Source organism: Kitasatospora sp. GP82, from assembly GCF_029892105.1.
In the GTDB taxonomy this organism is placed as follows: Bacteria; Actinomycetota; Actinomycetes; order Streptomycetales; family Streptomycetaceae; genus Kitasatospora.
In genome coordinates this window covers 1-26,678 of record NZ_JARZAJ010000064.1, presented here as the reverse complement: position 1 = coordinate 26,678, position 26,678 = coordinate 1, and the positions used below count along the sequence as shown (strand labels likewise).

Below are 26,678 nucleotides of genomic sequence, written 5' to 3'. Positions count from 1 at the left end.
GAGCGCGGTGATCCACTTCAGTCCGAGAGATCACCGGACCTGCCCAGCGCACCTCAATACGGACAACGGACAGCCTGAAACCCTCCCCATAACAACCCGGCCAACTTCCACGCCGTCGAGCCGAACCCGGCCGGGCGGCGGATCGCCTTCGCGTTCTTCCTCGCCCTCACCACCACCGGCCAACTCATCGCCTGGTCCTGACCACTGCTCAACATGGGAGCCACCGAAGTGCACCAGCTCACGTACGGCGACATCAAGGCCGCCACCGACCGGATCGCCGGACGCATCCGCCCCGTCACCCTCGCACCCATCGACCCCGGCGCGATCCGCACCGCCCACCGCGACCCCCTGGACGACCGCCCGGAAGAGCCCTGCGAGGTCTGGCTGGCACTGGAGTACATGCAGCACACCGGCTCCTTCAAGGCCCGCGGCGCCCAGAACTTCATCCAGGCCCACCGCGACGCCCAAACCCTGCCTGATGCCGGGGTGACCATCGCCTCCGGCGGCAACGCCGGCCTGGCGTGCGCGTGGGCCGCCCAGCAGCAGGCCGTGAGGGCCACCGTGTTCCTCCCGGCCACCGCCCCAGCAGTGAAGGTCACCAAGCTCCGCGGCTACGGCGCCGACGTCCGCCTCGTCGGCGCCGAATACGCCGAAGCCCTCGCCGCCTGCGAGGACTTCGCGGCCACCACCGGCGCGCTCGCCTCGCACGCCTACGACCACCCGCTGATCGCCGCCGGGGCCGGCACCCTGCTGGAAGAGATCCGCCACCAGATCCCCGGCCTGGACACCGTGGTCGTCGCTGTCGGCGGCGGCGGCCTGTTCACCGGGGTGGCCACCGCCGCCCAGCACCACGGCATCCGCACCGTGGCGGTTGAACCGGAGAACTGCCGGGCACTCAACGCCGCCGTCGAGGCCGGCCGTCTGGTCGATGTCACTGTGGACTCGATCGCCGCCGACTCCCTCGGCGCCCGCCGCACCTCCGCAATGGCCCTGCACGCCGCCCAACAGGACGGCGTGCACTCAGTGCTGGTGCCGGACAGCGAGATCACCCGCGCCCGCCAGGCACTGTGGGATCATCGCCGGGTGGTCGTAGAACACGGCGCCGCGACGGCGCTGGCCGCTCTCACGGCACCGCCGAGCCACGTGTCGGACCGGGAGCTGCCGACCCGGCTCCCCAGGCTGAGCCGCAACTACCGGCCGAGGAGCGGCGAGAAGGTCTGTGTGGTGCTGTGCGGAGCGAATTCTGACCCAAGCGGCCTCGTGCACTAGGGCAGCGAGCACTGACCAGCCGACCCGAAGGGGCAGCCGAGCGGCAACTACTTAGCTACTTCCTTCGGGCGGGAGGGGGTGAGGTTGGGCTGGGCACCTACCGGATCTGGTAGGTGGTCGGTGGTGCGCCGCCTCGCTCCATCAACGAGGGCCGTCGTCCGACACCGTGGGTACGGGGATATCCGGATGGAACTGCTCGTACTCCGTGCGGTGCTCGCGCAGGTGGGCGCGGCCGGTCTCGGTGATGGAGTACACGTACCAGGCGCGCTCGGGTAGTGGTGACTGGTCGTCGGGGTAGCGCAGGAGCGCGGCCACGTCGGTCCGCTCGATGAGGTCCCGGCCGAGCAGAGTGTCGACCGCCTTGCTGCTGCGGGTGACCTCGCGGGCCTGGCACGCGAGGAGGCCGGGCGGAACCGCGGCCCGGTCGTAGTCCGGGTTGTACTCGGCGGCCTGTCGGCGGGCCTCGTGGTATCGGTCGTCCGTCTCTTCGCTGGCATGGGCGAGCGTCGTGAGCAGTTTCAGGGCCGACGCGTCGAGCAGATGCCGCGGGCGGCGGGGCTTGGCTGGCGCCGGGTGGGCGGCCTGGTCGAGGCGGCGCTGGAGGTAGCCCTCGCGGAGCTGACTGGCGAGGTGCTTGGCCAGGGCCAGGGGGACTTCGTGCGCGGTACCGTGCACGTCCGAGTTCAGACCGAGACCGGCCCAGCCGGTGGCCACACGCGGAGCACGACCGCGCCCGCGTCTCTTCGGCTGGCCGGTGTACAGGTCATGCAGGCGCTTGGCCTCGAGGTCGACCCGGTCCACGCCGGTCGGCGTGAACGGCGGAAGCGTGCCGGGCTCGGCCTGCTCGGCGGCCGCGGTCATGGCGGCCAGTACGTCCCTTCCTTCGACGAGCGCGGTGACGGCGGCCAGGGTGGCAGCCGCGTAGGCGACCACGGCCCGGTCCAGCGCGGGAAGGGCCTGGTCGAGCAGAGTTCGGGCGAGATCGGCGCGCTCGCGCGCTTGGCGGACCAGCAGGTCGTGCCAGTCGGACTCGAGTTTGGCGGGCACCCCGGAACTCTGCGGGGGAGTGTCGGCCGCCGCCTTCTCGCTCTGCTGGAGCCGTTCGCGCAGGTCTTTGATGGTGTACCGCAGGGCGTGCTCGGTGTTGGCGAGCTGCTCGAGGAGCCGGTCGGCGTCGGCTGGCCACGGGCTCGTCCGCCCGGCCGGATCCGGCAGCACCAAGCGCGGATAGGCACGGCCGAAGTCCTCGAACGACCGCTCGTACAGGGCGATTCCGGCGTCGGTGATCTCGTACCCGCTGCCGTACCCCTGTCGGTAGCGGGCCAGCGGCTCGGGCTTCGCCTCGATGAACCGCTCCACCGTGCGGGAGAACCCCCAGTCCAGGTAGCCCTTTTCGCTGCTGCGGGCGGCGTACAGCAGACCGATGACTTCAACCGACCGCTCGGACAGTTTGACGCTGCGGGGGGTTGAGAGGCCGAGCCCGGCGCGGACCACGGCCCGGCCCTGGCGGGTCATCGCGAGCGTGTGCATTCTCCCGAATCGGGTGGCCCGCCAGTCGTGCAGGACCAGGCCGCGCCGTACCAGCATGGCGATCGTCGACCCGTTGCCCTGCGAGTGGTACCCGGCCCGCTCCCAGAGGTACTGCAGTTCAGTGGTGCCGACGAGATCCTTGAGTGGAGGCTCGTGATAGGCCTTGATCTGCCGCCACACCGAGGCCGGCCGATCGTCCCAGACCCCCGTGGCACCGTCCGCCCGGTGCTGCGCCTCGGCACGCTGGTCCGCCCGGTAGACCGACTCCAGGTAGAACCGCTGACGGTCGTTCAGCTCCAGCCACACCGCCCGGTCCTCGGTGGTCTTGGCCATGTGAGTCTCTCCAGGTCATCAGGGGCTGCCACCAGTCGCGCGGGCACGCTCCGTCCGGATCAGTCTGGGTGGACCTCGAGCGGCTTCTCGCCGGACCGCCGAGGCGCGATAACGGAGCGGTAGTGGTGGTCGAACGAGAGCAGCACCGGTCGGTGCAGTCGCCAAGCGAGTGCGGCGTTCACGCAGTCCGCGAGGCCGAGCGCTTGCCCTTGGTGGCGGCGCATGAGGTCCTCGGCCTCGGCGAGCAGTGCGCGGTCGACGTGCGGGAACTGGACCCGGCCCTGCCCGGCCAGCGCGCCGAGGCGGGTGACGGCGTTGATGGCCTCGTGTTCTCCGGCTCGCACAGTCAGCAGATGGTCGAGCTCGGCCATGACCAGCGGGGAGATGACCAGGATCCGGGCGACGTTCAACGCCTCGACGCCGCGGGCGTGGTGGTCGTCTTTGCGGTTGAACGCTGCCAGGAGCACGCTCGTGTCCGCCACCGCGAGAACCGGCTTCACGTCGGTCACCGGCCGAACCCCTGGGCCAGGTCTTCCTCCGCGCGGGAGGCCAGGTCGGAGGGCCCGTCGAACAGGGCCCAGTCGGCGAACTCGCTCTCCCCGATCGTGCCGGTGGGCAGTTTGAGAGAACCGGCCGCATACTCCAGGGCCAGGGCCTCCGGGGTCCGCCCGAGCACGGCCGCCAGCTCGCGGATCAGTGCCGCTTCCGTTCCGGACACGGTCACGGACGTGGTGATCGGTCGCTGGTCCTCCGGCGGCGGTGCCGGCTCGGCGTGCGGACTCATCGGCTCCCCCTCGCGGCTGAGAAAACGGCGGCAGTTCCATCTTCCCCCACCTACCAGACCTGGTAGGTGCTGACCGAGCTATCACCTACCAACGTTGGTAGGTGGTGATCCCATGGCAGGCATGGTCTCCGGCCCCAGTGTCACCTGCCAAATTGGTAGATGGGGTCCACTGCGCGCGACACCCGGGCGGAGGGAGAGCCACCCCCACCCCTGAAATTTCGGGGGTGGGTGGGATGAAGGTGCCCCGAGACCGCTGGCGCTTGGGTAGCGTGGCGATGCACACACCCTGGTGGTGTGCGCAACCTTCCAATGCTAAAGCATTAGATTGGCGTTGTCGACCGAATCGGACAGACGCCCGGGACAAGAACCGCCGCTTGTCCCACCACCCGTCGCCACCGGGAGCAAAGACATGACCGAGCACGACACCACTGCTCGCGAGCCCATCGGGCCAGCCCAGGCCAACGCGCTGCGGTCCTGGGCCGACCGCGAGCGACACAACGCCGAAACGCTCGCCCAAGTCCTCGAAGACATCGCCGTCAACGGCCTGCCCAACCCGGAGACCGGGATCGAGTGGGAGGAACTTCGGGAAAGGCACCTCGCCGAGCTCGCCAGCGGGCAGACTGAGCAGCGTGTCGCCTAGCCATGCACCCCGCCGGGCCCAAGTCGTCTTCGTCGAACCGGCCATCGGCCAGATAGACAAGCTGACCGAGCGTGAAACCCACGCCCTGGACCGGGCCCTTGTCGCCGTGTCCGTCCGGCCGGACATCGGTACCCTGAGATCCGACGCACCCGTCCGCGACTACCGCGACGAAGTCGAAGGCGTCCGGGTCATCTACTTCGCCACCGCGCTGCAACGCATCGTGGTCGCCGTGTACATCGAGGCGTAGACCGACAGCAGCAGCCTCCGCAAGGACAAGCCGAGGAGTGCCCCCGCTGGGAGCGGGGCACCCCTCGGCTTTTGTGCAGCTCACACCGCGGCGGAGTGGATGGCGTCGATCGTGTCCCTGGCGGTCGCGTTGCCGGCGTAGCGGGGCGCGGCGAGGAGATCGGCGAGGCGGTCCATGCGCTTGATGATCCACGAGATGCGCATGTCCGCCGACAGGTCCAGAACCGGGCGGACGGCGGCCGCAGCGCCGTCGATGTCGCCGAGTTGGACGCGGGCGGTGGCGAGGTAGATGTGGGCGAGGTGCTCGTCGTCGAGGGAACGCTCGGGCAGCGGTCTGGTCCTGCCACATGGTGATGGCGGCGGAAGCCTCCCGAGCGGCGCCTTCAGCATCGGGGCCGCCGTCGAGCCAGATGAGGCTGCTGCCCGCGTAGTAACGCTGTTTGGCGGTGGAGAACGCGAACAGTCCGCCCCTGTGGTCGGGCTGGTGGATGTGTTCCCGGGCGGTTTCGGCGGCGTTCAGGGCCTCGTTCGCACCGCGGGAGTCCCCGAGGTTGGCCAGGCATTGGGCGTGGCCGCACAGGCCGGTGCCGGTGACGCCCGGGGCGTGCGTAAGGCCGTCCTGGATGTAGGCGAACGCGGCCGTGTAGTCGCTTTGGAAGCGGGCGATGAGGGACTGGGTACCGCGCACCCACACCTTCAGCTGGCTGTCGCCGGCGAACTCCGCACAGCGCCACGCGGCACGGCAGTGGTCAAGGGCAGCGTCCGGGTGGCCGAGGTCGAGGGCGGCGTAGGCGAGGATCCCAGACAGGTGGGGGTGTTCACGAGTAGGGCTGACCAGCGCCGAAGGGCGTAGGTCGTAGATCCCTTCCCGGCCGATGGATGATCGTTTCCCGAAATCGAGTCCAACCGACGGGCTGCGCCGTCCTGGCCTGGTAAGCCAGGATGCATTGCATGCCTACCGTGCCCGAAGATCACGTTGAGCCCGCGCCCCTGTTCCGGGTGAACGACTACGACAGCCTTGCCGAGGTGTATGCAGCCGAGAACGAGGCCGGCATCATGAACACCTATTACGAGCGGCCCGCGATCCTGGCACTCGCCGGAGATGTGGCCGGCCGCCGGGTTCTCGACGCCGGCTGCGGCTCCGGCCCCCTGTTCGCCGAGCTGCGCGACCGGGGTGCCGTTGTGACCGGCATCGATGCCAGCGCCGGGATGCTGGAGGTGGCCCGGCGGCGGCTCGGCGACGGGGCGGATCTGCAGGTGGTGGATCTTCGTGACCCGCTGCCGTTCCCCGACGGTGCATTCGACGATGTCATGGCGTCCCTGGTACTGCACTACCTGGAGGACTGGGGGTCGACGCTGGCCGAGTTGCGGCGCGTGCTGACGACCAGCGGCCGGCTGATCGTGTCCGTCGACCATCCCTTCGCCATACACGGCATCCACCGCCTGGCCGGGCGCAAGACCAACTACTACGCGACCTACAACTGGACCGAAGAGTGGACCATGGGCGGCCAGGCCGCCCCGATGAGCTTCTGGAACCGGCCGCTCCACGCGATGACGGACGCCTTCACCGCAGCCGGCTTCCGAATCTCCGTCATCAGCGAGCCGCAGCCCGTCCCGGCCGCCCGGGAACTGTTCCCCGACGACTTCCGCATCCTCTCCAACAGCCCAAGCTTCCTGTTCTTCGTTCTGGAAGCTGACTGACGGCGCCTCACACGATCGACATCGGCCTTCCCGCCACTTCACCCGCGCAAGCCGCCGAAGGACTTCGCCGAGGCCACGCGGGACATGCAGATCTCATCTGCCGTTCGCCGAGCCTTCCAAGGCCCGTGTGCCGTCGTGCGCATGCGACACCTCTGCGCGCTCCTGGACCAGCTCACTACAGTCAGCAAGCCGCCCGGCACCGACATCGAAAGATTGCTACAGGGCATGCTCGATCTCGGACATACGCGAGTGAGCGTCCGCGAGAAGTTCCTTCAGCCGAGAGGTCGCGAGGGAGTCCAAATTCGGGTGCCGCATGCAGCGGTCGTAGGTGTTCTTCGCCGTCTTCAGGATGTCGACCGTGGAGCCGTGGATCCCAACACCAGAGCAGATCTCTGGGTGGCGGGTCCGGACTGTGAGTATCTCCGCCGCTATGAGGAAACTCTGGAATGCGAAGAATATTGAACGCCGCCGACCCGTGATCGCCGTTTCAGCCTCGTTTTCCGGCATGTCCAGAAGCCGGTAATCCGGGTGGTGGGTGTGACGCATAGCATCCAAGTAGAGGAGCGTGTGGGCAAATTCGTGGGTGAGGCACTCGATGGTGTCCTGAGTGGACCATGCCGGCTGGGGATTCACGTAGATCAGCCCCACTCCGTCAAACGATGAACCGCTTCCCGGATTCTGAGGCTCCGTCATTACGAATACGTGATTCACGGCCAGGTCGAACAGAGGGGCCAGGTCTGGCTCAATCTTGCACAGCGCCTGGAATCCTTTAAGGACTTCATCTATCGTCTGCGAATCGTCTTCGGAACCGGCGGATGACACCTCCCCTGATCCCGGGCTGCGAAACCATCGGCTCAGCTCATAGCGCCAGAGAGATTCACGGGCGAACTCGGCGTGCATCACCGTCCTTGCCGGAACGCTCGGCTGCTGATTTGAGAGGTATTTCTGGTAGGCTTTCTTGAGCGCGGGGAGAGACAGATTGTCGCGAGATTCGATGTAAGGCATGGAGAGCGCAACGATGCCCTCCAAACCCTCTTCCGCCCCTCTAAGGAAGTACATTTTGGGATCCCCACTTCATGAATCTAGAGTCGTGCAGATTGGATGGCGCTCAACTGTTGTCCGGATTTTTCGAGGAGGCTTCGAAGTCGAGGGCTTGCAAGGAGGTCTATGTTGGCCAGAGAAAGAATTGATTCCAGCGCGCGAAGCGCATTTTCACGAATGTCTCTGGACTGAGGATGAAGCTGGAATTCCATCTTGTGGCCGTGATGCCGTTCTCGAACCTGGAGCAGTTCATTGGCGACAAAGATGCTGTGCGCAGAGGCGAACAGTGAGCGTTTCTCGCTCCTGATCGCTGAATGCACCAGGTTCTCCTCCCGCTCCAGCCGGTCGTAATGCGGATAGTGCCAGAACCGATGTTCATCGAGCATCACTAGCGTGTGTGTGAGCTCGTGAACATACGCTTCGACGAGATCCTCCACCTTCCAGTTGGCGCGAGGGTAGATCCAGATTGAACCCAACGCAGCACGTACAGTCATACTTCCCGGTGCTGCGCTGTCCTGGGTTGAGAACACCGAGACGACGGCAGTCTGGAAAATCGAGGCGAGCTGAGAGTCGTACTCCGCGATGCGTTCCAGCCTGCCGTGAAGAATGCAGCCTTGCTATCGTCCATCGACGTGGCAGTCGCCCCCTGCGAGTACTTATCCACCGCCGGCAGGTCGAAAAGTTCAGCGAGTAGGCTCGCCTGAATGTCATCTCGGACCAACACCGTCCTGTCCGCATCCGGGGCTGGGACCTGCGGCTGGAGGTCCGCCAGGTAGTTACGGTAGGCCCGGGCGACCAGGCTCTCGCTGAGTGGCTGCCCCTGAATCAAATGGGGGTGTGCAAGAACCAGGAGTGTCTGCAAGTTGGCGGTAGTGCCGGAGAGAAAGTACATGCTTGATCAGCTCCTCACGGCCGGTTGAAGTCAGCTACATTCCAGTCGTTCTTCCGAACCATTCGCTCCACTTCGTCCCGGCAGCGGTGCAGGATCCCAAGGGCATGGCCAGTGAGGAGGCCCTTCACCGGCGGACGGTCAATGTCCTGGATGGACCGGATGGCCCCTTGGGAAAGCAGAGGAGAAATGGGGTGGAGCACGCTGGAATCCGGATGCCCCAGGAATTCATCACGCGCCAAGAGAACCTCTGTCGCCACGACGGCACTATGGTACGCCTTATCCAGAGGGCGAACTGTCTTACGAATGGCGGAGGTCACCCAATTATCCTGCTTGAGCAACTCCGGATAGGAGGTGAACAGCCCGAACCGACACTCGTCGAGGAAGAGTAGGGTGTGGCCGAGTTCGTGGATCAGAAATTCGTCGAGGTCCCGATCCTCCCAGGTGCTGCGTGGATCGACCCACAACACCCCGACCGCCCCACTTGTCGTTCCGCCGCCGGCCATCCCGCTGGGAGCCTGAAATACCGCGTTGATCGCAAGCGGGTAGACGGCTGCGAATGATCCGTCGCGCTGTGCGAGCGAGGCAACGCGGTCGCGTACTCGAATCAGAGCGGCTTGCGCCTTCTCCGATACCAAGGGTGACTCGGTACTCAAAACATCGAACTGGTAGCGAGTGTCGGTCAGTGATGAGTCCGCACTGAAGATGTCCAGGTATTCTTTGACACGTTTCGTTTCCCGGACATAGCACGGCTCGATGTCGGTTTCCGACGGGACGCTGGGCTGGATGGTGTTCAGGAACCCTCGGTACGCCTGCTTGAGCGCCTGTGGGGTTATGGCTTGAGCTCTATCGAGAAACGGGAAAGATAGCGCGGCAACAGTCTTCAGGTTCTCTTCAGTACCGTACAAGTGCAGCATGTCGTCTCCTTGCCGTCTGCAAAAGGGCACACATCCCACTCAGGTCTGGCGCGGGCTGCCGCCGCAGGATTCAATCCACTGGGTTACCTGTCGCGGCAGCCCGCTCCGGATTAGTCCGGGTCGACAGCGAACATCTGCAGCCGGTACTTCTTCGCGTTGTGGCTGCTCTCACGCATGGCCACGGAGGAATCCTGGGCCTGCTCGATGTCCTCGTCGGTGATCGTAGAAGCGATCTTCTGGAGGAGCTCGTCCATTTGCGTTACCTCCTCTCGGAAACTGAAATGCCCACAGTGTGCACCCGGGCATGGCGTGTGCGGACCATGCAAGCTAGCCCCCGCGGGCCACTTTTCATCCATCTGTTACGGGACGAATGCCTTCAGCAAACAGGAGGGGCAAACGCCCTGGTCAGCTACATGAAGCCGGTGGAGTGAAATCCTCCGCTCTGCGGCATGCTGATCTTTCGCCTGAAGAAACATGAGGTGGTACAGGCGTAACGGTTCATCCGGTGCGCTCGTGCGCACCCTCCTGCCGCCTGTCTGATTTTGTGGTCTTGTGGGTCTCTTGCAGACGTGCTATCGGAATGATCCAAAGTGCGGCATAGGCGACGGCGAGGACACCGAGCAGGCGCGTGGTCGCTGTCATGCCGAGAGTGGCTGCGAGCGGAGCGACAGCCAGTGATGAGACTCCCTGCAAGCCGGAGGAGAGGCCGAACGCCAGCACCATCACACGCCCTCGAATGTGGTCAGGGCTCGCCAGTTGCAGGCCGTTGATGGCAAGGATCGCGCACGCCCCCACCCCGAGATGGCCCATCAGGGCGGCTGCCATACCCAACCCCAGGTTGCTGACCTGCGCCAGAGCCAGGTATCCGAGACCGAAGACGGCCAGGGCGCCAGTAGCTACGAACAGACGCCGGTCGGTGGAGCCGCCAGTGATCCGCCGGCCCAGGAAGGGGCCGAGAACAGCGCCGACTCCCTGGGCCAGGTACAGCACGCCAACTCCCGCGTCTCCGACGTGGAAGCGGTCGAGGGCGTAGGCGGGTAGGAGGCCGACCATGCCGTAGGAAAGGCGCAGTCCTGCTGTCAGCCAGAGGAATGCGGCTACCACGGGGGTGGCCCGTACGAACTGCCATAGTTCGGTGGTGTCCGCCCACACGCGCATGCGTCGACCCGGCTCAGCCGCTGAGAAGGGCCGGCGAATCCTGGCGATGAGGAGGGCTGACACGGCGAACGAGACGACGTCAATGAGCAGAGTGGTGGAGCTTCCCAACGTGGCAGTGACCAAACCACCCAGCCCGGCTCCTACCAGGAGGCCTGCGGAGTACACGCTGCCAAGTGCGGCCTGGGCCAGCGGGAGATCCTGGGCGTCGACCATGTTAGGCAGGACGGTCTCGGGAATGGGACTCGCCAGGGCGGCGAACACCGACAGAGCGGCCAGGCAGACCAGAGCAAGCGGCACCGATCTCAGGTGAAAGGCGATCAGCAGGCCGACTACCGGCGCTACGGCCCCGATGTCGCACGCGATCCGCAGACGCCTACGGTCGAAGCGATCGGTGAGCGGACCGATGAGTGGGATCAGTAGTACGCCAGGGAGCGAGTTGACGGCGAACAGGAGCGCGGTCAATCCGGGCGAGCCAGTGCGGTGGTAGACGAAGCCGCTCAACGCGACGAAGGTGAACCAGTCACCGGTCAGGCTGAACGCAGAAGCGCAGAACAGACGTCTGAAGTCGGAGCTGGTTCGTAGGAGCGCCACAAGGCGTCCGGGCACGCGAGATCGAGCAGTGAGCACCTGATGACTCCAAACAGCGAAGACGTCCCATGGAGCGGTAAGGGACGAATGGCGAACGCGTAGACGCTTCGCATGGCCCAGCAGCCGCCGCGGCGGCTGCTGGGCGACTGCTGGTTAGTCACGGAGGCGAGGCATGGCACTCACGATAGCCGCTGCAGGACGGCTGCACCCATCACGATTCGCCAGCGTTGCGGGACAGCCCTTGGCAGCGGCCTGTGCCTCAGAAGCTGTTGTCTTTCCGGGCGTGATCACCGCATTTCCGCTGGTCAGGCATAGGGGCGATGATTCCGTGGGAGTCGTGGCCTGTCGGTTGTCGTTCCCTGGGAGGTCGCGAATGCCGTCGGTCGTCGGACTGTTGGAACAGCACGAGCGTGCTGCCCGTCGTCGTGTGGACGGGCTGCGGGAGGAAGCCGACCGCATCCACGCCGAACTGGCGTCAGCTGAGCGGGAATGGGAGGAGTGGGCGATCGCCCGCAGGCGGGTTGACGCCGTGCTCGCTCCGGTCGGCGACAACGCCGCTGGTCCCCAGGAATTCCAGGTTCCGCGCGAGGGCGAGTCGATCGGCGTCTTCCAACTCGAGAGTCCCGGGCAGAAGGAGCTGCTCGGCCGGCTCCAGCCCACCACCTTCGAAGACCTCATCGCCGAGATCTCCTTGTTCCGGCCGGGCCCGGTCCAGGCAGACATGATCAAACCGTTCATCCTCGGCCGACATGGCAAAGCCCCCGTCCGCTACCCGCACCCGGACCTCGAGCCGTGGCTGCGCCCCACCTACGGCGTGGTCATCTTCAACGAGCAGGTGGCAGGTCTGTTCGCGACGATGACCCGCTCGGACCTGGCGATGGGGGAGGAGGCCCGCCGCGCGCTCGCCAAGCCCGAGCGCATCCCGGCGCTGGAAGCCTGGTACCGCCAGCGCGCCGCCGTCGCCGGCTACACCCCACAGGCCGTCGACGAGGTCTGGGACATGCTCAAGTCGATGGGTGCCTACGGCTTCGCGAAGGCCCACGCCGTCGCGTTCGCCCTGCCGACCTTGCAGAGCGCCTGGTTGAAGTCGCACTATCCGGCGGCGTTCACGGCCGGTCTGCTCGAACACGACCCCGGTATGTACCCCAAGCGGTTCGTCCTGAACGACGCCCGCCGCCGCGGCGTGCCGATCCTGCCGCTGGACGTACAGCACTCCGCCGCCCAGTACCGCACCGAACTCGACCCCGACGGACGGCTCGGGATCCGCATCTCCCTCGCCGACGTCCACGGCATCAGCCAGGAGCAGGCCCAGCGGATCGCCGACAGCCGCCCCTACAGCGACATCGGCGACTTCTGGGTCCGGGCCCGCCCCTCCCTGCCGATCGCCGAACGCCTGGCGCGGATCGGTGCCCTGGACTCCCTCGCCCCCGGCATTGCCCGACGGGACCTGCTGCTGCAGTTGGACGAGCTCCACCGCCAGCACGCGAGCGCGGCCATCCCCGAGCAGATGGTCCTCACCGCGGTCACCGCCCCCACCGGAGCCACGGGTCTGCCGGAGATGACGCCTCTGGACCAGATGCAGGCCGAGCTGGAGGTCATCGGCATGGATGCCAGCCGCCACCTCATGGAGCCCTACCACCCGCTGCTCGCCGAACTCGGCGTCACTCCGGCCCACCGGCTGAAGGAGGTGCCGACCGGGGAGACGGTCCTGGTCGCGGGCGCCAAGATCGCGATCCAGACGCCGCCCATGAAGAGCGGCCGACGCACCATATTCGTGTGTTTGGACGACGGCAGCCAGGGCGGCCAGATCGACCTGGCCTACTTCGACGACACCCATGACCAGGCCGCCTACCCGCTGTTCCACACTTTCGTGCTGCTGGCCCGCGGCACCGTCTCGCGGCGCGGCAAGTCCGCCACGATCGTCGGCTCCCGCGCCTGGAGCCTGGTGGAGGTCGCCGAGGCCCACCGCGCCGGCGGCACTGCGGCCGTGCGCCGCCTGCTCGCCGACCAACAGCCGGGCGACCTCGAGGCGGCATCGCCCACTGCCGTGGCGGGGCCTGACACGCCGTCCGTCCCTGCCCGCAACCGGGTCGGCGCGGGCCGGCTGTTCCACGCCAGTCAGGGGAGCGCCGGATGAGCGACCGCGTGATCCTCCACCTGCACTTCTCCCGGCCGAGCATCGAGACCTACCGGGAACTCTTCTCTGTCCTCGGCGACGTCTCGCCCGTCACCCAGGCGCTGCCACCGGACTCGGCGCTGATGGACGTGACCGGTGCCCAGCGCTACTTCCGGCGCACCCCCGCCGAGCTCGCCGACCTGCTGCAGACCCGGCTGCTCGCCCGCTACGGCCTGCAGACCGCCATCGGCTCCGGCCCCACCCGGATGCTCGCGACCATGGCCGCCGACACCTGCCCTGCCGGCCACGTCCGGGTCGTCGACCCCGGCTCCGCCCCACGGTTTCTGCGCGGCCGGCCCGTCGAAGCCCTTCCAGGCGTCGGCTGTACTCACCCGCGCGTTCACCCGGTACGGCGTCACGACCGTGGGTCAGCTCGCCGACCTGCCCCTGGCCACCGTGCAGCGCGTCGCCGGCGCCAGCACCGGTCGCCTCCTCCACGACCGCGCCGACGGAAACGACCCGCGCCGCATCGCACCCAGCGGACCACCCGTCAGCATCGCCGCAACCCAGCGCTTCGACCGCGACATCCTCGACCCCGGCGAGGTTCGCCAGTCACTCCTCGCCCTCGCCGTCGACCTCGGCGCCCGGCTGCGCGCCTCCCACCAGCAGGCCCGCCAGGTCGAGCTGCAGATCACCTACGCCGACCGCACCCACACCACCCGTTCGCGCACCCTCAAGGAACCCACCGCCCACACCCCGGTCCTGCAGGACACCCTCTACACCCTCTACGGAGCCCTTGGCCTGCAACGCGCGAGGATCCGCGCACTCACCGCACGCGTCGCCCACCTCAACCACGCCGCCGCCGGCTACGTCCAGCTCACCCTCGACCCCGCCACCGAAGACCGGCGCCGACTCGAACCCGTCCTCGACAAGGCCAACAACCGCTACGGACCCGGCACCCTGCGCCCCGCAGTACTGACCAGCGCACCCCGGGACCTTAGCCGCTCGGGGCGGCCCCGCGTCCTGACGAGGCCGAGTTGACGGAGCGATCGGTGACCCCGACCGGCTGGACGGAGCGGGCACCGCGTCAACTGACTGTGCTGCTCGGACGGCACGGTCGCCGTGGCGGAGGGCTGGGCTGTCGGTGGAAGTTGGGAAGCTGGCGGACATGGACGACGAGGCGCTGATGCGGGGCCGGGTGTACGGGGCCGACCACGACGCGGACTTCGGCCCGCAGCCAGGCCACGTCTACCGGGAACTGTGTGCCGGGCCCTTGGACGGCCTCCATGTGTTGACCGAACTACTCGATCCCCTGGTACCTCTCGCGGGCGCGACAATCGGCGCACGACACGGACGATCAGAAAGGGCGCCGCCATGAACGCGCTGCGGTTCGATGCGGGGGTGGGGACGTTCGCGGTGAACGTCCGGGAGAACAGCCTGTGGGTCCACAAGGCGATGGGCACCCACAGCCTCGAGCTCCAGCTGGAGGTCCACATCCCGCAGTCCGAAGGGGCCGGCCGCCTGCTCGTCCTGGAGACGGACCTGTTCGCGCCCCGGGATGCCGGACCGCGCGCCTGGCTCGGCGCGGCCGCCCAGTCCATCGCCTTCACCCCGGGCGGGGTCGAGCGGCCCACCCTGCGCTTCCTGCTGACCGGTGCTCAGCTCCTGGCGTTGGAGGAGAGCCGGACCGGCGACCTGCGCCTGGAGCTGGACGTGCGCGCCGTCCTGCCGCAGATGGACGGGTACCCCGGCGCCAGCCAGGCCACCGAGCACATCAGCATCGCCGAGAGCCGCTGGCGCCAGCAGCTGGCCGGGCTCGGCCGCAGCCTCGGCGTGGAGATGACGATCCCGTTCCCCAGCGACGACGAGCCGGGCCGCGCCGCCGCCGACTTCCTGCGGGAAGCCCGACGGCTGCTCGGCGGCAACGAGATCGACCCCGCGATGCTCATGGTGCGCAAGGCGCTGGAGACCATCAAGAACATCAGCGGCTGGAACTGGCCGGGCAAGAAGGACAAGGGCCAGGCCAGGTCACCGCAGACGAGCGCTGGGCTCTGGCCCGAGCGGCCCTGGAAGACCAGGCCAGCGGCGCCATGCATGTAGACCCCGGCACGAAGGACTACCAGTACACCCGCGCTGAGGTCGAGGTGCTGATCGCTATGACCGCTGCCCTGCTGCGCCTAATGCCCTGACGGACCGCCGCACTTCGGGACCGCAGTCGGCCCCGGTCACCTTCGTGGTGGCCGGGGCCGACTGCTGTCGGCGCCGACAGCAGGCCCGGGCGCGAGACCGTGAGCATCCAATGCGGTCATATTGAGGCGTATGTGCGATCAAAAGTGTTGCGCACTATGCGGCGTATTGTGCTACCTTTCCTGTCAGGAGGTATGTGATGACTGAGATTTTCGCGGCGGTGGACGCGCTGCTGGCCAAGGCCCGGGACGGCGGGGACCTGCCGGAACCGGCTGAGCGGGAGCGGCTGCGCAAGGCCGCCGGCCTGACCCAGGTCGAGGTCGCCGAGGCCCTGAGGACCCGGCGGGAGACGTTCGCCAAGTGGGAGGCCGGCACCGCCCAGCCGCGGGCCCCCAAGCGCGGCGCCTACGCCTTCCTGCTCGCGGGTCTGGCCGACATCCACGGCACCCAGGGCCCGGACGGCTGGCTCACCCTCGCCCGCCAGGCCCGCCCCCTCGACACCAGCACCGACGCCGCGGAAGGGAAGTGACACCCTGATGGACCGTAAGACGTACACCGCCGAGCTCGCCGGTCTGCGCGAGCTGCGCACCGAGATCACGGCCGCCGAGAAGCAGGTCGCGGCCGCGCAGAAGGAGCTGGACAAGCTCACCGCCCAGCGTGCGCGCCGGGTTGCCGGGCTCGCGGGGTACGAGGGCGCCCAGGCGCCGGCCATCGCGAAGGCCTCTGGGTTGTCGGTCGGTGATGTGGTGCGGATCGCGCCGCTGCTGGACCCGACTCCGGCCGCCGTCCGTGCTGCCAGGGACGACGGCCAGGCCGCCGCCGATGCTGTGCCCGCCCCGGCGCCTGCGGTCGGGCCGGTCGCCGAGCCCGCCGCCGCGGTTGCCCCGGCGCTGACTCGCCCTGCCGCCGTCGTCGAGCAGCCGGCCCCGGCCGCCCCGGCCGCCCCGGCCGTCGAGGCGCCGACCGTGGTCGAGGACCAGGCCATCGTCAAGCAGCCCGCCCCGGCCGCGCCCGTCGCTGCTGCGCCGGTCGTCCCGGCGGCTCCGGTCGCTCCGGTCGCTGCTGGGCCGCGCGAGCTGCCGACCCTTCCCGAGGGTCCGGAGGGTGCGCGGTTCGAAGCGGTGACGACTGGTCTGGTCTCCACCCGGCCGAACTTCCCGCAGCAGGCCCGCAGCACGGTGTTCCTGGACGCGGCGACCGGCGACCTGGCGGTGCGCGACCGCGTGGTGCGCCTGGCCCTCGGCGCCCGCACGCCCGGGGAGATTCTGGACGCCGTCCTCGCGACCGCGCCCGGGACCGAGCGGATCTACGTCACCGCCGGCGCCCCCTGGCACGACGGCGCCGAGCGGTACAGCACGCTCAAGGACGCCGTCGCGGCCTGGCTCAACACACCCAGCGAGCGGTGGACCACCGCGGTTGGCTCGGGCCGGGACAAGTTGGCCGGGCACTTCGTGCACCAGCGCCAGCCGGTCGGCCGCTACGCCCCCGCCGCCGCGCCGGACAGCGGCACCACCGAGATCCGTTCGATGGGGGAGTGGTTCGACCCGGACGGCGCCGACGTCGTGACCTGCCGTCAGGCGTTCACGCTGCTGTGGCAGGCGCTGCGCCGTCACTGGGACGATGCGGTCTTGATGGGCTCGCCGTCGCAGACCGGCCGGGACCTGTGGTCGCGCACGATCCCGACCACGGGCAAGTGGGCCGGGGGCTACCCGGTGCTGTCGGAGGAGCTGCGGGGTCTGTTGCACGCGACCGGCGGGCAGGGCCGTACCGAGCTGATCCTGCCGCCCCGCGTGCCGGAGCAGCTGCCCGCGCTGGTGGAGTACGACCGCACCTTCGCCTACGCCAAGCACCTGTGGAAGTCCCCGGTCGGTGTGCCGCGCCGGATCACCGCGGCCGCGTTCGCCGCGATGACGGAGGCGGAGCAGGTCAAGGCGCTGATGTCCTGCTCGCACTGGAACATCAAGGTGACGGTTCCTCAGGGCTGGAACCATGTCGGCCTGCTCCCGGCCCCGGTGAGCGGTGACCGCGCCTGGATCTACCCGTCCGAGCCGGGGACGACGTTCACCACCTGGGCGGGAGGCGCGGAGGTCCACCTCGCCCTGTCGAACCACCTGATGCCGTGGAAGGTCGAGATCCTCGGCGGTCTGCTCTTCGAGGACGGCAAGCCGCTGGACGAGTGGGGCAAGCGCCTCAAGTCGGCCTGGGCGGACCTGACCAACCTGTCCCGCATCCACGGCGACGAGCGGCAGCGGCAGGCCGCTTACCTCGCCTCCCGCGCCGTCCGGTCGGTGCTGCTGTTCGGCCTGGGCGGCTTCGCGCAGCGCCCGCGCCTGGTCTCCGGCACCACCCCGCTGGGCGAGGCGCTCCCGGCCGGGGTCGAGATCCTCGGCCAGGACAACGACGTGGTGACCTGGCAGCGGCAGGCCGGCTTCTCCCGCGACCCGTACGCCCATCCGGAGTGGGCCGCGTACGTGTGGTCGGGGGCCCGCGCCGCGCTGCTGGACATGAAGTACCGCCAGGGCAAGGAGGTCATCGGCTACGCCGGGGCGCTGCACGCGAAGCCGGGAACGGTCGTCTACTTCGGCACGGACGGCATCGCCCTGACCGAGCGCCAGCCGTGGCCGTACCGAGGGGAGCCGGGCGACTACCTCCTCAAGGGCCACCTGACCGGCCCGGTGGAGCACCCGGTCAGCCAGGAGCAGTACCTCAAGCTGCGCGGCCTGGGCCGCGCCGAACTCGCGCAGACGGGAGCTGACCAGTGAGCCCGGCCGACCCGAACAACCCCAACGAGGCCGCCCGCCTGACGCAGGAGCTGCTCGACCAGGGCTACACCAAACGCCAGGTCGCCAAAATGCTCGGCCGCGACGCGAGCTTGGTGTCCCAGTTCTTCACCAAGGGGAAGGGCAAGGCGTTCGTCGGCGCGCTGCGCCAGGTCGTGCGCGCGGTGCGCGGCGGCGAGCGGGACGAGGAGGCGCTGTCCGGCATCGCGGAGGCGAACACCAGCCGCCGCCGTACCAAGACCGGGCAGAAGGCCCGGGTGCGAGGCAAGGACGTCGTCGGTGAGGCGGGCGGGTCGATGGCCGGCCGCGCCGGGAAGCAGGCCATCAAGTCCGGCGCGAGCCACCTCGCCCCGGTCGTCCACGAGACCGGCCAGGCCGGCGGCCGCCTCGCCTTCACCGTACGGATGAAGGCCAACCAGTACACGTACTCGGCCGGGTCAGAGAAGGACTCACCGGGTCTGCGCCGCGGCTTCATCCCGCGCGCGGACGGCACCGAGGAGCGCACCTACGGCTCCGCCTCCACGGGCGGGTTCGACGCCGCCGAGTGGTCCCAGCGCGTCGCGGACCATCACGGCGACGTCACCGAGGCGATGCGGGCCTGGCTGGTGGAGACCGGCCGCGCTGTCGAGGAAGCCGACATCGCCTACCTGGAAGTCCGCGGGTGGGTGCCGCCCGAGCAGCAGTAGACAGTCCGGTCGTGTGACTGAGCGCTTTAGTTGGCGAGTGCGCGCGACACTTGGCGAGCTGAGCGTTCAGTGTCGGGGCTGGCATGATCGCCGGGTGACAGATGTTCGCTTGCCCGCATGCCGGGGATCGGTGCGGCTTTGCTGCCGGGGTGGTTACTGATGGCTTGGTGGTTCCGTCGGCGGTCGGCGCCGGACGACGAGGTGGTGTCGGTTCGACTGCCAGCCGCCCACGAGATCGAGCTGCCGCCCGACGAGGAGCTGGCCGAGCTGACGGCTGGGGCGGAGCTGGGCGACGACGTGGCGATGGGGAACCTGGCGGCGGCCCTGCATCTGAAGGGTGACCGGGCCGGTGCGCTGCTCTGGTGGGGCAGGGCATGGGCAGCCGGGAACGTGGTCGCCGGCTACAACCTGGGAATGCTGCACGCGGTGGCCGGTGACGCGAACCGCGCGCAGGTGGTCTGGGAGAAGGCCGCGGCGCTCGGCGATCCGGACGCCATGCTGGGCCTGGTCAAGCAGGCTCTCGACCGTGGCGATGCGGCCGGTGTCGAGCGCTGGGCGCCGGTGATCCTCGCGCAGGATGAGGCGTTCCCGATCACCGCGCTGGGCGTGGCCTTCCGGGACCGCGGCGACCTGGCGCGGGCCATGCAGGCGTTCCTGCGCGCCGAGGAGCTGGGCGACGGGTACGCGATGGAGTACCGGGCGCGGATCCTGGCTGCCCGGGGGCAGCACGAGGAGGCTGACGCGCTGCGAGCACGGGCGGCGACGGCCGAGCGGATGCTCTGAGGTGTAGAAGCGCGGCGAGTCGGCTCCAGCATCGTCCGCGCGAACCGGCCCAGCAGACGCTCAACTCGCCAACTGGAGCGCTCAGTCACAGGTCGGCCTCTCCCCATCCATGACCTGGCCCCGGGGAGAGGCCGCCCGCCCCGACCCTCCCACAGCACCGAGCGCCTCGCCGAGCCGTCTCAGCATCCGAAGGAGAACCGCCGCCGTGGAGACCACCACCGCCACCGCCGAGCAGGACGTGCCGGCCGGGCTGCACGCCCAGGCCCAGACGCAGCTCCCGGCGCAGCCGTCCGGCACGATCAACCCGCTGCCGCTGCACTGGTTCCAGAAGGACGCCGTCGCGGCCGCGGTGCGCGAGGTGAAGGACGGCGGCCGCGCGACGGTGGTCGCCGCGACCGGCTCCGGCAAGACCCTCATCGCGGCCGGCTGCGCGCGCCGCCTCGCGGCGAAGGGCCGGGTGCTCGTGCTGGTGCCGACGATCGAGCTGCTGGAGCAGACCGCCGAAGCCTGGTCCCTGCGGGGCGGGCGCCGGGGCCTGGCGGTGGCGGCGTGCTCGCGCCAGGAGGCGCTGGAGAGCGCGGAGGCTGGCGGCCGCGTCCACGCCCGGGTGACCACGCAGGCCGCCCGGCTCGCCGACCTGGTCGCCGACGAGAAGGCGGGCGAGCCGGTCACCGTGTACGCCACCTACGCGAGCCTGGAGCGCATCGTCCAGGCCCACAAACTGCACCGCCTTCCTGCCTGGGACCTCGTGGTCATCGACGAAGCCCACCGGACGGCAGGCGCTGAAGGGAAGGCGTGGGCCGCGGTCCACGACGACGCCCAGGTCCCGGCGAAGCGCCGCCTGTACTTCACCGCCACCCCGCGGATCGCGGACGACCGGCGCGCGAAGGACGGCCTGGCCGACCTCGCCGACGGTGAGAAGCTGCCCGCGCTCTGCTCCATGGACTCGGAGGAGACCTACGGCAAGGTCTGCTTCACCTGGACGCTCGGACAGGGGATCGAGCACGGCTACCTCGCCGACTACCGCGTGCTCGTGCCGGTGGTCACCGACGAGGACCTGCGCGAGCTGCTCAACCTCCCCGCCGTCGCCGACCTGCGCTCCCAGCGCAGCAACGAGGAACTGCTGCGCCTGGCACTGCAGATCGCGGTGCTGCGCGCGGTCGCCGACCTCGGCCTGCGCCGCGTCATCACCTTCCACTCCCGGGTGTCGGCGGCGCGGGAGTTCGCGAACACCCTGCTGGACGCCTCCGAGCTGCTGGAGGACAAGGACCGCCCCGAGCGGATCTGGGCGAAGGCGGTGGCCGGCACCGACCGCCTCAAGGACCGGCGCGCCGCGTTCACCGAGTTCAAGGCCCACACCGGCGACGACGGGGAGGAGTGCGGCATCCTCTGCAACGCTCGGCTCCTGTCGGAGGGAATCGACGTCAGAGCGGTGGATTCGGTGTGCTTCGCGGATCCGAAGTCGTCGGTCATCGACATCGTCCAGGCCGTGGGCAGGGCGTTGCGCCAGTCGTACCGCGAGGGCAAGGTCAGCTGGGTCATCATCCCGGTGTACCTGCCGACGCCGGAGGCCGGTGACGACACCGCCACCGCGCACCCGGCCGAGGTCCACGACGCCGGCGAGGCGGTGAAGGCCGAGGCCGACGCCGAGATCGAGGCGTCCAGCTTCCGCACGATCTGGCGGGTCCTGCGGGCGCTGGCGGCGCACGACGCTCGGGTGGTCGGCCGGATCACCGAGCTGCGCGGCAGCCGGTCTCAGGACACCACGCTCACCACCGTGGCCAAGACCTCCGAGAGCGAGAGCACCGAGGCCGCGGAGGGCGAGCAGCCACCGGCGGTGGTGGAGTCGCCGATCGCGTGGCTGCGGATCAATGCGAAGAAGCACGCGGCGCAGATCCTCCAGACCGTCAAGCTGCGCGCGTTCAACCCGCGGGCCGTCGAGTGGCAGCGCATGCACGCTGTCGCCGCCGTGTTCCATCTCCAGCACGGCCACCTCGACCCCACCGACAAGGCGAAGCACGCCGATCTGATCTCCTGGCTCACCCGCCAGCGCCACCTCCACGGCCAGGGCCTGCTCGATGCCGCCCGCATCAGCGAGCTGGACGCGCTCGGCATGATCTGGTCGAAGAACGCCAACGCCTGGGAGCGCGGCGCCGCCTACGCCGCCGCCTTCCACCACCAGCACGGCCACCTGGCGATCCCCGCCACCGCGAAGCTGGACGACTACGCGGTGGGGGCGTGGATGCGCCGCCAGCGCAAGGCCGACAACCTGACCAAGGACCAGGTCGCCAAGCTGGACGCGCTGGACGAGCTGTGGCGCCTGGAGCCGGACTGGAACCGCTCCTACCGCCGCCTGCTCGCCTACCTCGCCGCCGGCGGCACCCTGGACGGCCCGGCGAACCGCATCGGCCTCGGCGACGACACCGCGTTCCGCCCCGGCACCTGGCTGCGCAAGCAGGACAAGGCCCGCACCGACGGGAAGCTGACCCAGCAGCAGACCGCGCTCCTGGACGCGCTCCACCGGCACGCCGAGACCGTCGCAGGCTGACCCGCCCCGTACACCTCGGCCGTCCCGGCCCATCCAGGCCGGGACGGCCGCCCGCACCCCGCTCCCGTCTCCCGGAGGCACCGCGCGATGACCGACACCACCCGCCCCACCCCGGACCCCGCTGCCGCGCCCGGATGGCTGGAGCTGGCCCTGAACAGCAGCCGCCCCGCGCCCGCCGACCGGGACCTGGGCCGCCCGATCCTCGACTCCCCACTGGTGCGCGGGTCGATGTGGCTGCGCTGGTCCGGCCACGACGGCATCCGCACCCTGCACCACGGCGCCGGCCTCGCCCGCGGCTGGACCGAGCGCGACATCGACGGCCTGGACGGCTGGGTGGCCCTGGTGGAGGGCCGGGTCGTCCTCGGCGCCCGCCCGGGCCTCGCCGTGCCGGAGCCCGTCGTGCACACCGAGGCGTGGGAGGCCGGCGCGACACTGCACGCCGCCCTCGCCCAGCACCCCACCCGCACCCCCTTCACCCAGGACGAGGACGACGACCAGGAGCACGGGCTGCTCGGCGGTGTCCGCAGCCGGGTCCGCCGCCGAGCAGCCGGGATGACCCTGGAGAACATCCAGCAGGCCCTGCACCGGGCCCGGGACGACGAGCGCGCCGCCGACCGGCACGCCGACGCCGGAGACGAGACCGCCTTCGCCACGGCGGCCGCCATCTGCGCCGAGTGGCAGCGCGTACGCGACCACACCGCCGAGACCCACGCAGAGCGCTACGACCCCGACCACGACACCCTCCTCCAGCACGCGCTGCGCCGTGAGCGCCACCGCCGCGACGTCGCCGAATGTGCCCGCGAGGCCGCCCACCAGGCCCGCCAAACCACCGACGCCGCCCACCGACGCCTCGCCGGCACCGCCGCCCAGCCCCTCTATACCGCCCTCGACCGCGCCGGCCTCTACAACCTGACCGACGACGACCACCAGGCCGTCCGCGAGCTCACCCGCGACCTCGACCCCGCCACGCTGCGCCAGGTCATGAGCTGGCTGGAGCGCACCCGTACCGCTGCCCTCGCACTACGCGGTACCGAGCAGGCCCCGGCTGCCCGACCTGCCGTTCGCCGCAGCCGGTTCTGACGGACCGTGCCCGCTCAAAGGTGTTGACCTTGCTGTTCGGCGGGCGTTGGATAGGCGCTCCGGGCCGGGCCCCACACCCGGCCCGCAGCACAGGAAGGAACTGATGCCCTGTGACCGACGCCAACGCCAACGCCGAGCAGCCGAGCACCCGCCGCCTTATCGACTGTCAGGACTGCCAGGCCGGGCCGGACAGCGGCGACGTCCGCACCATGTCCATCGGCCGGGACATGGCCGTCACGGAGATTTGGCACACCGACAAGTGCCCCACCTACACGATCGAGCGGATCCTGCTGGAAGCCGGCGCCGCGAAGGTCAAGGAACAGGACGCCTGGGCCAAGGACGCCTTCCCCGCCGCCCACCAGCGACTCCAGGACGCCGCCGCCATCATCCCGGCCGACAGCGCCGCAGCACCGTTCGTCACGGCCCTCCTGGAACTCGTCCAGGCCCAGGCCGACGACACCGGCCGCTTCGTCACCTTGCCGACCTGGACCGAGATCCTCGACCGGAACATCCCGCCGCAGGACCCAACCTGAGCGGCCCCACCACACCCAGCTGACGACGACATGCCGAAGGCGCCGACCCCCAAGTGGTCGGCGCCTTCGGCATGTCGCACGGCGGGTCAGAGCAGCCTAAAAGCGGCCTCGGTGGTGGCGGCCATGACGAAAGCGTCGACGTCGGCCTCGACGGGGAGCGAGTTCGCCGAGCCGCCGCCCCACTTGACGGCCGAGATCAGCCAGCCAGCGGTGAAGGGCACGGGGATGTCGTACCGGTGACGGGCCTGGTGGGCGATCAGGCCGTAGGTGCGGGTGGCGCGCTCCTCATCGCGGATCAGCAGCCACCGCAGTGCCTGCGCCGTCGCCGGCGTGGGGTCGGGAAGGCCGGCGTACTGCGCGCTCTCGTAGGTGGCCTCTCCATCGGCCCACCTCTCACGGAACGCGGTGGTGCCAGGGCTGATCAGCGACAGGAGCGCGGCGTCGAGCAGCACCCCAGTAGCGATGTGGAGCGGTAGTTCGGTGGCCCGGTCGAACACGTGCAATCTCCGATCTGCCAGCGGGCAAGACCCAGCCACGTTACGTGCTGCTCCGGTGACTCCGGGCCTGAATGAGGAGATCCATCCTCGCCCCAAGGGTGTGACCTGTTGGTGTTGGGGGGCGTGGAATGGCCTCGGATCGCGTGTTGTCTGGACCTTTGGTTGGACCTGTTGGGGGTGGTGGCGAGGGTGGGTGGTCGGTGGGGTGTGGTGACTGTGTGTGGTGGGGGCTGCCGTCCGGTGCCGCCGACGCCTGCTCGGGGGTGGGCCTGGTGTTGTGGGCTGTTTTCGGGGTGTGAATCCTGCCGGGTATTCCGCCTGGTTGTTTTGGTGGATTGGTTGCTGGTGGTGGTGTGAATTCGGGTCGGAATTTCGGTGGCCGGGTGTGGTGGCGGGGCCGGTGTTCGGTTTGGCGGGGGGTCGGGCTGGGCGCTTCTCGGTGGTCGCCGTCGGGCGGCCGCCGTCCGGGGTGGCCGGGCCGCGTTCTCCCGGCCCGCTGCCCGGGCCGGTGCCGCCGTTCTGGTGCCCCCCTGTCCTGGCCCGCCGTCCTGGTGCTGCGCCCCGTCCTGGTCGTGTGCTGGCCGCCGTCCTGGCTGCCGTGCGGTGCTGCGCCGCTGTCCCTGCTTGCCGGGCTGCCGCCGTCCGGGGCTGCGGCACCGCCGGTCCGGCTGGACGGCTGGGTGGCCGTCAGGCCGCTCTGGAGGCTGTTCTGGTGGTCGTCCTGGTGGTGGGTGGGGGCTGTCGCGTCCCCTGTCGCGTTGGCCTGTCGCGGGGGGGTGCTGTCGTGTGGTGTGACGTGGGCGGATACCCGGTTTCCCCTGTGTGTGGTCTGGGCGCGACAGCTCCCGCGACAGCCGCGGGGCGCTCTGCCGTCCCGGTGCTGCCGGATCGTCGGGCGTTGGCTGCTCCCGGGGGTCGCCGACCGCCAGGCGCTGGCCGTTCCGGGGGCGCTGTCCGGGGTGGCCGGGTGGTGGCGGGGCGGTGGCTGTTGTTGGGGCCGGCCTTCTGCTGGTGGTGGGGCTCGGCGGCTGGGTGGCGGGTGCAACGCGGGGGTGCAACGCGGTGTTGCGCTCGGGTGCAACACGGGGCTGTGTTGCGGGTCTGACCAGGCGTTATGTGGCCAGGAGGGGCCCGGGGCGGGCGTGTTGCACCCCGTGTTGCACCGGGCTGCGCCGGTCCGCCGGCCTCGACTCCTCCCCGGTGCCCCCGCCCGCGCCGCCCGCTGCCGCGCTCCGCTGCCGGGCCCTTGGCCGCCGTCGTGGTCGGCCGTCAGGCCGTCCCGCTGCGCCTGGTCCGGCGGTCCTGCCGCCGGGGCCCTGGTGGCGCCGCCAGGGCCGTGCCCTGCCCGCCCGCTGCGCCCGACTCGGCCGCCCTGGCCGCCCTGCCGCCCCCGCTGCTGTGCCCGGCTTGGCCGCCGTCCTGGCCGCCGTCCTGGCTCGGTGTTCGGTTTGGTGTCGCTGCTCCGGGAATTGCTCCGTTGACGCCGAGCGGGATTTTCTGGGCGGCCTGGAACGACGGTCGCCGTGTCGGCTGGGAGGGCCGCAGGCCCCTTTCTGGCGTGCCTGAATTGGATTTCTTCCCGCTGCGCCGCGAGGGGCTTTCGGATTGCCGCTTGAAAGAGGGCGGAAAAGAATTTGCATTCTCGCCGGGAGGGCGGCCGGATAGCGCCGGGGTGGATGGTTGCCGCGAGGTTGGCTGTTCGCGTCTCGCGCCCATCCTGGGACCGGTAGGATAGAGTTGTACGGAAGCCAGGGAAACGCCGCCGGATACGCTTCGGATGCCGGTCCCGAATCCGTGGTTGAGGTCCCGTCAGGGGCCGTCGTGCGGGGCGCCCGTGAGGGCCCGCCACGGAGGCCGGGGAGGCCCGAGCCGGACCGGCGGCCCGGAAGGTGGCCCCGAGGGCCGCAGGCCCCGCCCCGAGGGCGGTGGATGGGCCGACAGCCCAGCAACCAGGCGGCTGACTGGCCATCGGCCGGTACCGGGGGAGGGGTTTAGGGGGTGAGGTTGTGGCTGATACCCGAAGTCTGCGACACATCGTCAACGCCCGGGGCCGCAGGCCCGGGCCGGCACCCCGCCCGATCGGAGGGATGGGCCGCTACCCGAATTCCGCGTCACATCGTCAACGCTCACTCCGGGCGCAGCCCGGAAAGCGCGGCCAGCAAAGCGGCCCGTAGGGCCGTGAAAAGCCCATCCGAACGGGACGGGAAAGCCGACTGATTGACGGGCCGTAGGCCCGGGGAAAAGCCCGAGCCGGGCGGAGCGCAGCGACGCCCGACACTCGCCACGACGGCGCGTGCCGCGCCCACGAATTCGCCGCAGGCGAATTCCCCCAGCCACGCACGGTCCGCCCCGGCGCAGCCGGGGCAACACCA

Annotated in this window: 24 protein-coding genes and 1 pseudogene; 15 read left to right on the top strand and 10 right to left on the bottom strand. The window is 69.6% G+C overall.

Annotation, left to right across the window (positions count from 1 at the left end; genetic code table 11):
* Positions 1-213: 213 nt before the first annotated feature.
* Positions 214-1,269, top strand: coding sequence for a serine/threonine dehydratase (locus P3T39_RS34705; RefSeq protein ID WP_280703276.1), 1,056 nt, complete (start codon positions 214-216; stop codon positions 1,267-1,269).
* A 141-nt stretch (positions 1,270-1,410) separates the two neighbouring features.
* Here the strand turns inward: P3T39_RS34705 and P3T39_RS34700 are convergent, their stop codons facing one another.
* Genes P3T39_RS34700 through P3T39_RS34690 form a run of 3 tightly spaced genes read right to left on the bottom strand, consistent with a single transcriptional unit; the run spans position 1,411 to position 3,916 of the window.
* Complete coding sequence (locus tag P3T39_RS34700) at positions 1,411-3,132, bottom strand: hypothetical protein (RefSeq protein ID WP_280703275.1); 1,722 nt, start codon at positions 3,130-3,132, stop codon at positions 1,411-1,413.
* A 59-nt stretch (positions 3,133-3,191) separates the two neighbouring features.
* Entirely contained in the window at positions 3,192-3,641 is a 450-nt protein-coding gene (locus P3T39_RS34695) for a PIN domain-containing protein (RefSeq protein WP_280703274.1), read from the bottom strand.
* Positions 3,638-3,916, bottom strand: coding sequence for a hypothetical protein (locus P3T39_RS34690; protein WP_280703273.1), 279 nt, complete (start codon positions 3,914-3,916; stop codon positions 3,638-3,640). The genes P3T39_RS34695 and P3T39_RS34690 overlap by 4 nt, the downstream gene beginning before the upstream one ends.
* Positions 3,917-4,325: 409 nt before the next feature.
* On the opposite strand from P3T39_RS34690, the gene P3T39_RS34685 reads away from it, so the two are divergent.
* Both P3T39_RS34685 and P3T39_RS34680 read left to right on the top strand, forming a co-directional pair.
* Entirely contained in the window at positions 4,326-4,556 is a 231-nt protein-coding gene (locus tag P3T39_RS34685) for a hypothetical protein (protein WP_280703272.1), read from the top strand.
* Positions 4,546-4,803, top strand: coding sequence for a hypothetical protein (locus P3T39_RS34680; RefSeq protein WP_280703270.1), 258 nt, complete (start codon positions 4,546-4,548; stop codon positions 4,801-4,803). The genes P3T39_RS34685 and P3T39_RS34680 overlap by 11 nt, the downstream gene beginning before the upstream one ends.
* 80 nt (positions 4,804-4,883) lie before the next feature.
* Here P3T39_RS34680 and P3T39_RS34675 read toward each other — a convergent pair whose 3' ends face one another.
* A complete protein-coding gene (locus P3T39_RS34675) occupies positions 4,884-5,192 on the bottom strand; it encodes a hypothetical protein (RefSeq protein WP_280703268.1) in 309 nt (102 codons plus the stop codon).
* 561 nt (positions 5,193-5,753) lie between these two features.
* On the opposite strand from P3T39_RS34675, the gene P3T39_RS34670 reads away from it, so the two are divergent.
* Positions 5,754-6,503 (top strand): class I SAM-dependent methyltransferase, encoded by a 750-nt coding sequence (locus tag P3T39_RS34670; protein ID WP_280703267.1) that lies wholly within the window; start codon positions 5,754-5,756, stop codon positions 6,501-6,503.
* 216 nt (positions 6,504-6,719) lie between these two features.
* Here the strand turns inward: P3T39_RS34670 and P3T39_RS34665 are convergent, their stop codons facing one another.
* The 5 genes from P3T39_RS34665 to P3T39_RS34645 all read right to left on the bottom strand — a co-directional run bounded on the left by P3T39_RS34665 (position 6,720) and on the right by P3T39_RS34645 (position 11,099).
* Positions 6,720-7,562 (bottom strand): hypothetical protein, encoded by an 843-nt coding sequence (locus P3T39_RS34665; RefSeq protein ID WP_280703266.1) that lies wholly within the window; start codon positions 7,560-7,562, stop codon positions 6,720-6,722.
* Between the two features lie 23 nt (positions 7,563-7,585).
* Positions 7,586-8,137 carry an HEXXH motif-containing putative peptide modification protein gene (locus tag P3T39_RS34660; protein WP_280703277.1) on the bottom strand — a complete coding sequence of 184 codons (552 nt, stop codon included), beginning with the start codon at positions 8,135-8,137 and terminating at the stop codon, positions 7,586-7,588.
* 313 nt (positions 8,138-8,450) lie between these two features.
* Positions 8,451-9,350 (bottom strand): HEXXH motif-containing putative peptide modification protein, encoded by a 900-nt coding sequence (locus tag P3T39_RS34655; RefSeq protein WP_280703265.1) that lies wholly within the window; start codon positions 9,348-9,350, stop codon positions 8,451-8,453.
* Positions 9,351-9,460: 110 nt separating this feature from the next.
* Positions 9,461-9,604, bottom strand: coding sequence for a hypothetical protein (locus P3T39_RS34650; protein WP_280703263.1), 144 nt, complete (start codon positions 9,602-9,604; stop codon positions 9,461-9,463).
* Positions 9,605-9,848: 244 nt separating this feature from the next.
* Positions 9,849-11,099 carry an MFS transporter gene (locus P3T39_RS34645; RefSeq protein WP_280703261.1) on the bottom strand — a complete coding sequence of 417 codons (1,251 nt, stop codon included), beginning with the start codon at positions 11,097-11,099 and terminating at the stop codon, positions 9,849-9,851.
* Between the two features lie 370 nt (positions 11,100-11,469).
* Here P3T39_RS34645 and P3T39_RS34640 point away from each other — a divergent pair, with 370 nt between their 5' ends.
* The 11 genes and pseudogenes from P3T39_RS34640 (at position 11,470) to P3T39_RS34590 (ending at position 23,809) form a co-directional block, all read left to right on the top strand.
* Positions 11,470-13,233 carry a hypothetical protein gene (locus tag P3T39_RS34640; protein WP_280703260.1) on the top strand — a complete coding sequence of 588 codons (1,764 nt, stop codon included), beginning with the start codon at positions 11,470-11,472 and terminating at the stop codon, positions 13,231-13,233.
* Positions 13,230-13,442, top strand: a pseudogene (locus P3T39_RS34635) (hypothetical protein); the annotation flags it as partial. The gene P3T39_RS34640 and the pseudogene P3T39_RS34635, both read left to right, overlap by 4 nt.
* A 193-nt stretch (positions 13,443-13,635) precedes the next feature.
* Positions 13,636-14,253 carry a hypothetical protein gene (locus tag P3T39_RS34630; RefSeq protein ID WP_280703259.1) on the top strand — a complete coding sequence of 206 codons (618 nt, stop codon included), beginning with the start codon at positions 13,636-13,638 and terminating at the stop codon, positions 14,251-14,253.
* Positions 14,254-14,586: 333 nt separating this feature from the next.
* The gene (locus tag P3T39_RS34625) at positions 14,587-15,312 is read left to right on the top strand and encodes a hypothetical protein (RefSeq protein WP_280703258.1); all 726 of its coding nucleotides are present in this window, start codon (positions 14,587-14,589) and stop codon (positions 15,310-15,312) included.
* 286 nt (positions 15,313-15,598) lie between these two features.
* Entirely contained in the window at positions 15,599-15,928 is a 330-nt protein-coding gene (locus tag P3T39_RS34620) for a helix-turn-helix transcriptional regulator (RefSeq protein ID WP_348534419.1), read from the top strand.
* 7 nt (positions 15,929-15,935) lie between these two features.
* A complete protein-coding gene (locus tag P3T39_RS34615; protein ID WP_280703257.1) occupies positions 15,936-18,161 on the top strand; it encodes a hypothetical protein in 2,226 nt (741 codons plus the stop codon).
* A complete protein-coding gene (locus P3T39_RS34610) occupies positions 18,158-18,865 on the top strand; it encodes a helix-turn-helix domain containing protein (RefSeq protein ID WP_266288782.1) in 708 nt (235 codons plus the stop codon). The genes P3T39_RS34615 and P3T39_RS34610 overlap by 4 nt, the downstream gene beginning before the upstream one ends.
* Positions 18,866-19,024: 159 nt before the next feature.
* Positions 19,025-19,648, top strand: a complete 624-nt coding sequence (locus P3T39_RS34605; protein ID WP_280703256.1) for a hypothetical protein — start codon at positions 19,025-19,027, stop codon at positions 19,646-19,648.
* A 205-nt stretch (positions 19,649-19,853) separates the two neighbouring features.
* Complete coding sequence (locus P3T39_RS34600; protein ID WP_280703255.1) at positions 19,854-22,196, top strand: DEAD/DEAH box helicase; 2,343 nt, start codon at positions 19,854-19,856, stop codon at positions 22,194-22,196.
* 87 nt (positions 22,197-22,283) lie between these two features.
* Positions 22,284-23,276: a hypothetical protein gene (locus tag P3T39_RS34595; protein WP_280703254.1), complete on the top strand. Its 993-nt coding sequence runs from the start codon at positions 22,284-22,286 to the stop codon at positions 23,274-23,276.
* Between the two features lie 110 nt (positions 23,277-23,386).
* Positions 23,387-23,809 carry a hypothetical protein gene (locus P3T39_RS34590; protein ID WP_280703253.1) on the top strand — a complete coding sequence of 141 codons (423 nt, stop codon included), beginning with the start codon at positions 23,387-23,389 and terminating at the stop codon, positions 23,807-23,809.
* An 86-nt stretch (positions 23,810-23,895) separates the two neighbouring features.
* On the opposite strand, the gene P3T39_RS34585 is transcribed toward P3T39_RS34590, so the two are convergent.
* Positions 23,896-24,306 (bottom strand): hypothetical protein, encoded by a 411-nt coding sequence (locus P3T39_RS34585; RefSeq protein ID WP_280703252.1) that lies wholly within the window; start codon positions 24,304-24,306, stop codon positions 23,896-23,898.
* Positions 24,307-26,678 lie beyond the last annotated feature (2,372 nt).

Excerpts from the sequence above, each read along its gene's own strand:
- P3T39_RS34705 (WP_280703276.1), top strand. The coding sequence starts at position 214 with ATGGGAGCCACCGAAGTGCACCAGCTCACGTACGGCGACATCAAGGCC.
- P3T39_RS34700 (WP_280703275.1), bottom strand. The coding sequence starts at position 3,132 with ATGGCCAAGACCACCGAGGACCGGGCGGTGTGGCTGGAGCTGAACGAC.
- P3T39_RS34690 (WP_280703273.1), bottom strand. The coding sequence starts at position 3,916 with ATGAGTCCGCACGCCGAGCCGGCACCGCCGCCGGAGGACCAGCGACCG.
- P3T39_RS34685 (WP_280703272.1), top strand. The coding sequence starts at position 4,326 with ATGACCGAGCACGACACCACTGCTCGCGAGCCCATCGGGCCAGCCCAG.
- P3T39_RS34675 (WP_280703268.1), bottom strand. The coding sequence starts at position 5,192 with ATGCTGAAGGCGCCGCTCGGGAGGCTTCCGCCGCCATCACCATGTGGC.
- P3T39_RS34670 (WP_280703267.1), top strand. The coding sequence starts at position 5,754 with ATGCCTACCGTGCCCGAAGATCACGTTGAGCCCGCGCCCCTGTTCCGG.
- P3T39_RS34665 (WP_280703266.1), bottom strand. The coding sequence starts at position 7,562 with ATGTACTTCCTTAGAGGGGCGGAAGAGGGTTTGGAGGGCATCGTTGCG.
- P3T39_RS34655 (WP_280703265.1), bottom strand. The coding sequence starts at position 9,350 with ATGCTGCACTTGTACGGTACTGAAGAGAACCTGAAGACTGTTGCCGCG.
- P3T39_RS34650 (WP_280703263.1), bottom strand. The coding sequence starts at position 9,604 with ATGGACGAGCTCCTCCAGAAGATCGCTTCTACGATCACCGACGAGGAC.
- P3T39_RS34640 (WP_280703260.1), top strand. The coding sequence starts at position 11,470 with ATGCCGTCGGTCGTCGGACTGTTGGAACAGCACGAGCGTGCTGCCCGT.
- P3T39_RS34625 (WP_280703258.1), top strand. The coding sequence starts at position 14,587 with ATGAACGCGCTGCGGTTCGATGCGGGGGTGGGGACGTTCGCGGTGAAC.
- P3T39_RS34620 (WP_348534419.1), top strand. The coding sequence starts at position 15,599 with ATGACTGAGATTTTCGCGGCGGTGGACGCGCTGCTGGCCAAGGCCCGG.
- P3T39_RS34615 (WP_280703257.1), top strand. The coding sequence starts at position 15,936 with ATGGACCGTAAGACGTACACCGCCGAGCTCGCCGGTCTGCGCGAGCTG.
- P3T39_RS34605 (WP_280703256.1), top strand. The coding sequence starts at position 19,025 with ATGGCTTGGTGGTTCCGTCGGCGGTCGGCGCCGGACGACGAGGTGGTG.
- P3T39_RS34595 (WP_280703254.1), top strand. The coding sequence starts at position 22,284 with ATGACCGACACCACCCGCCCCACCCCGGACCCCGCTGCCGCGCCCGGA.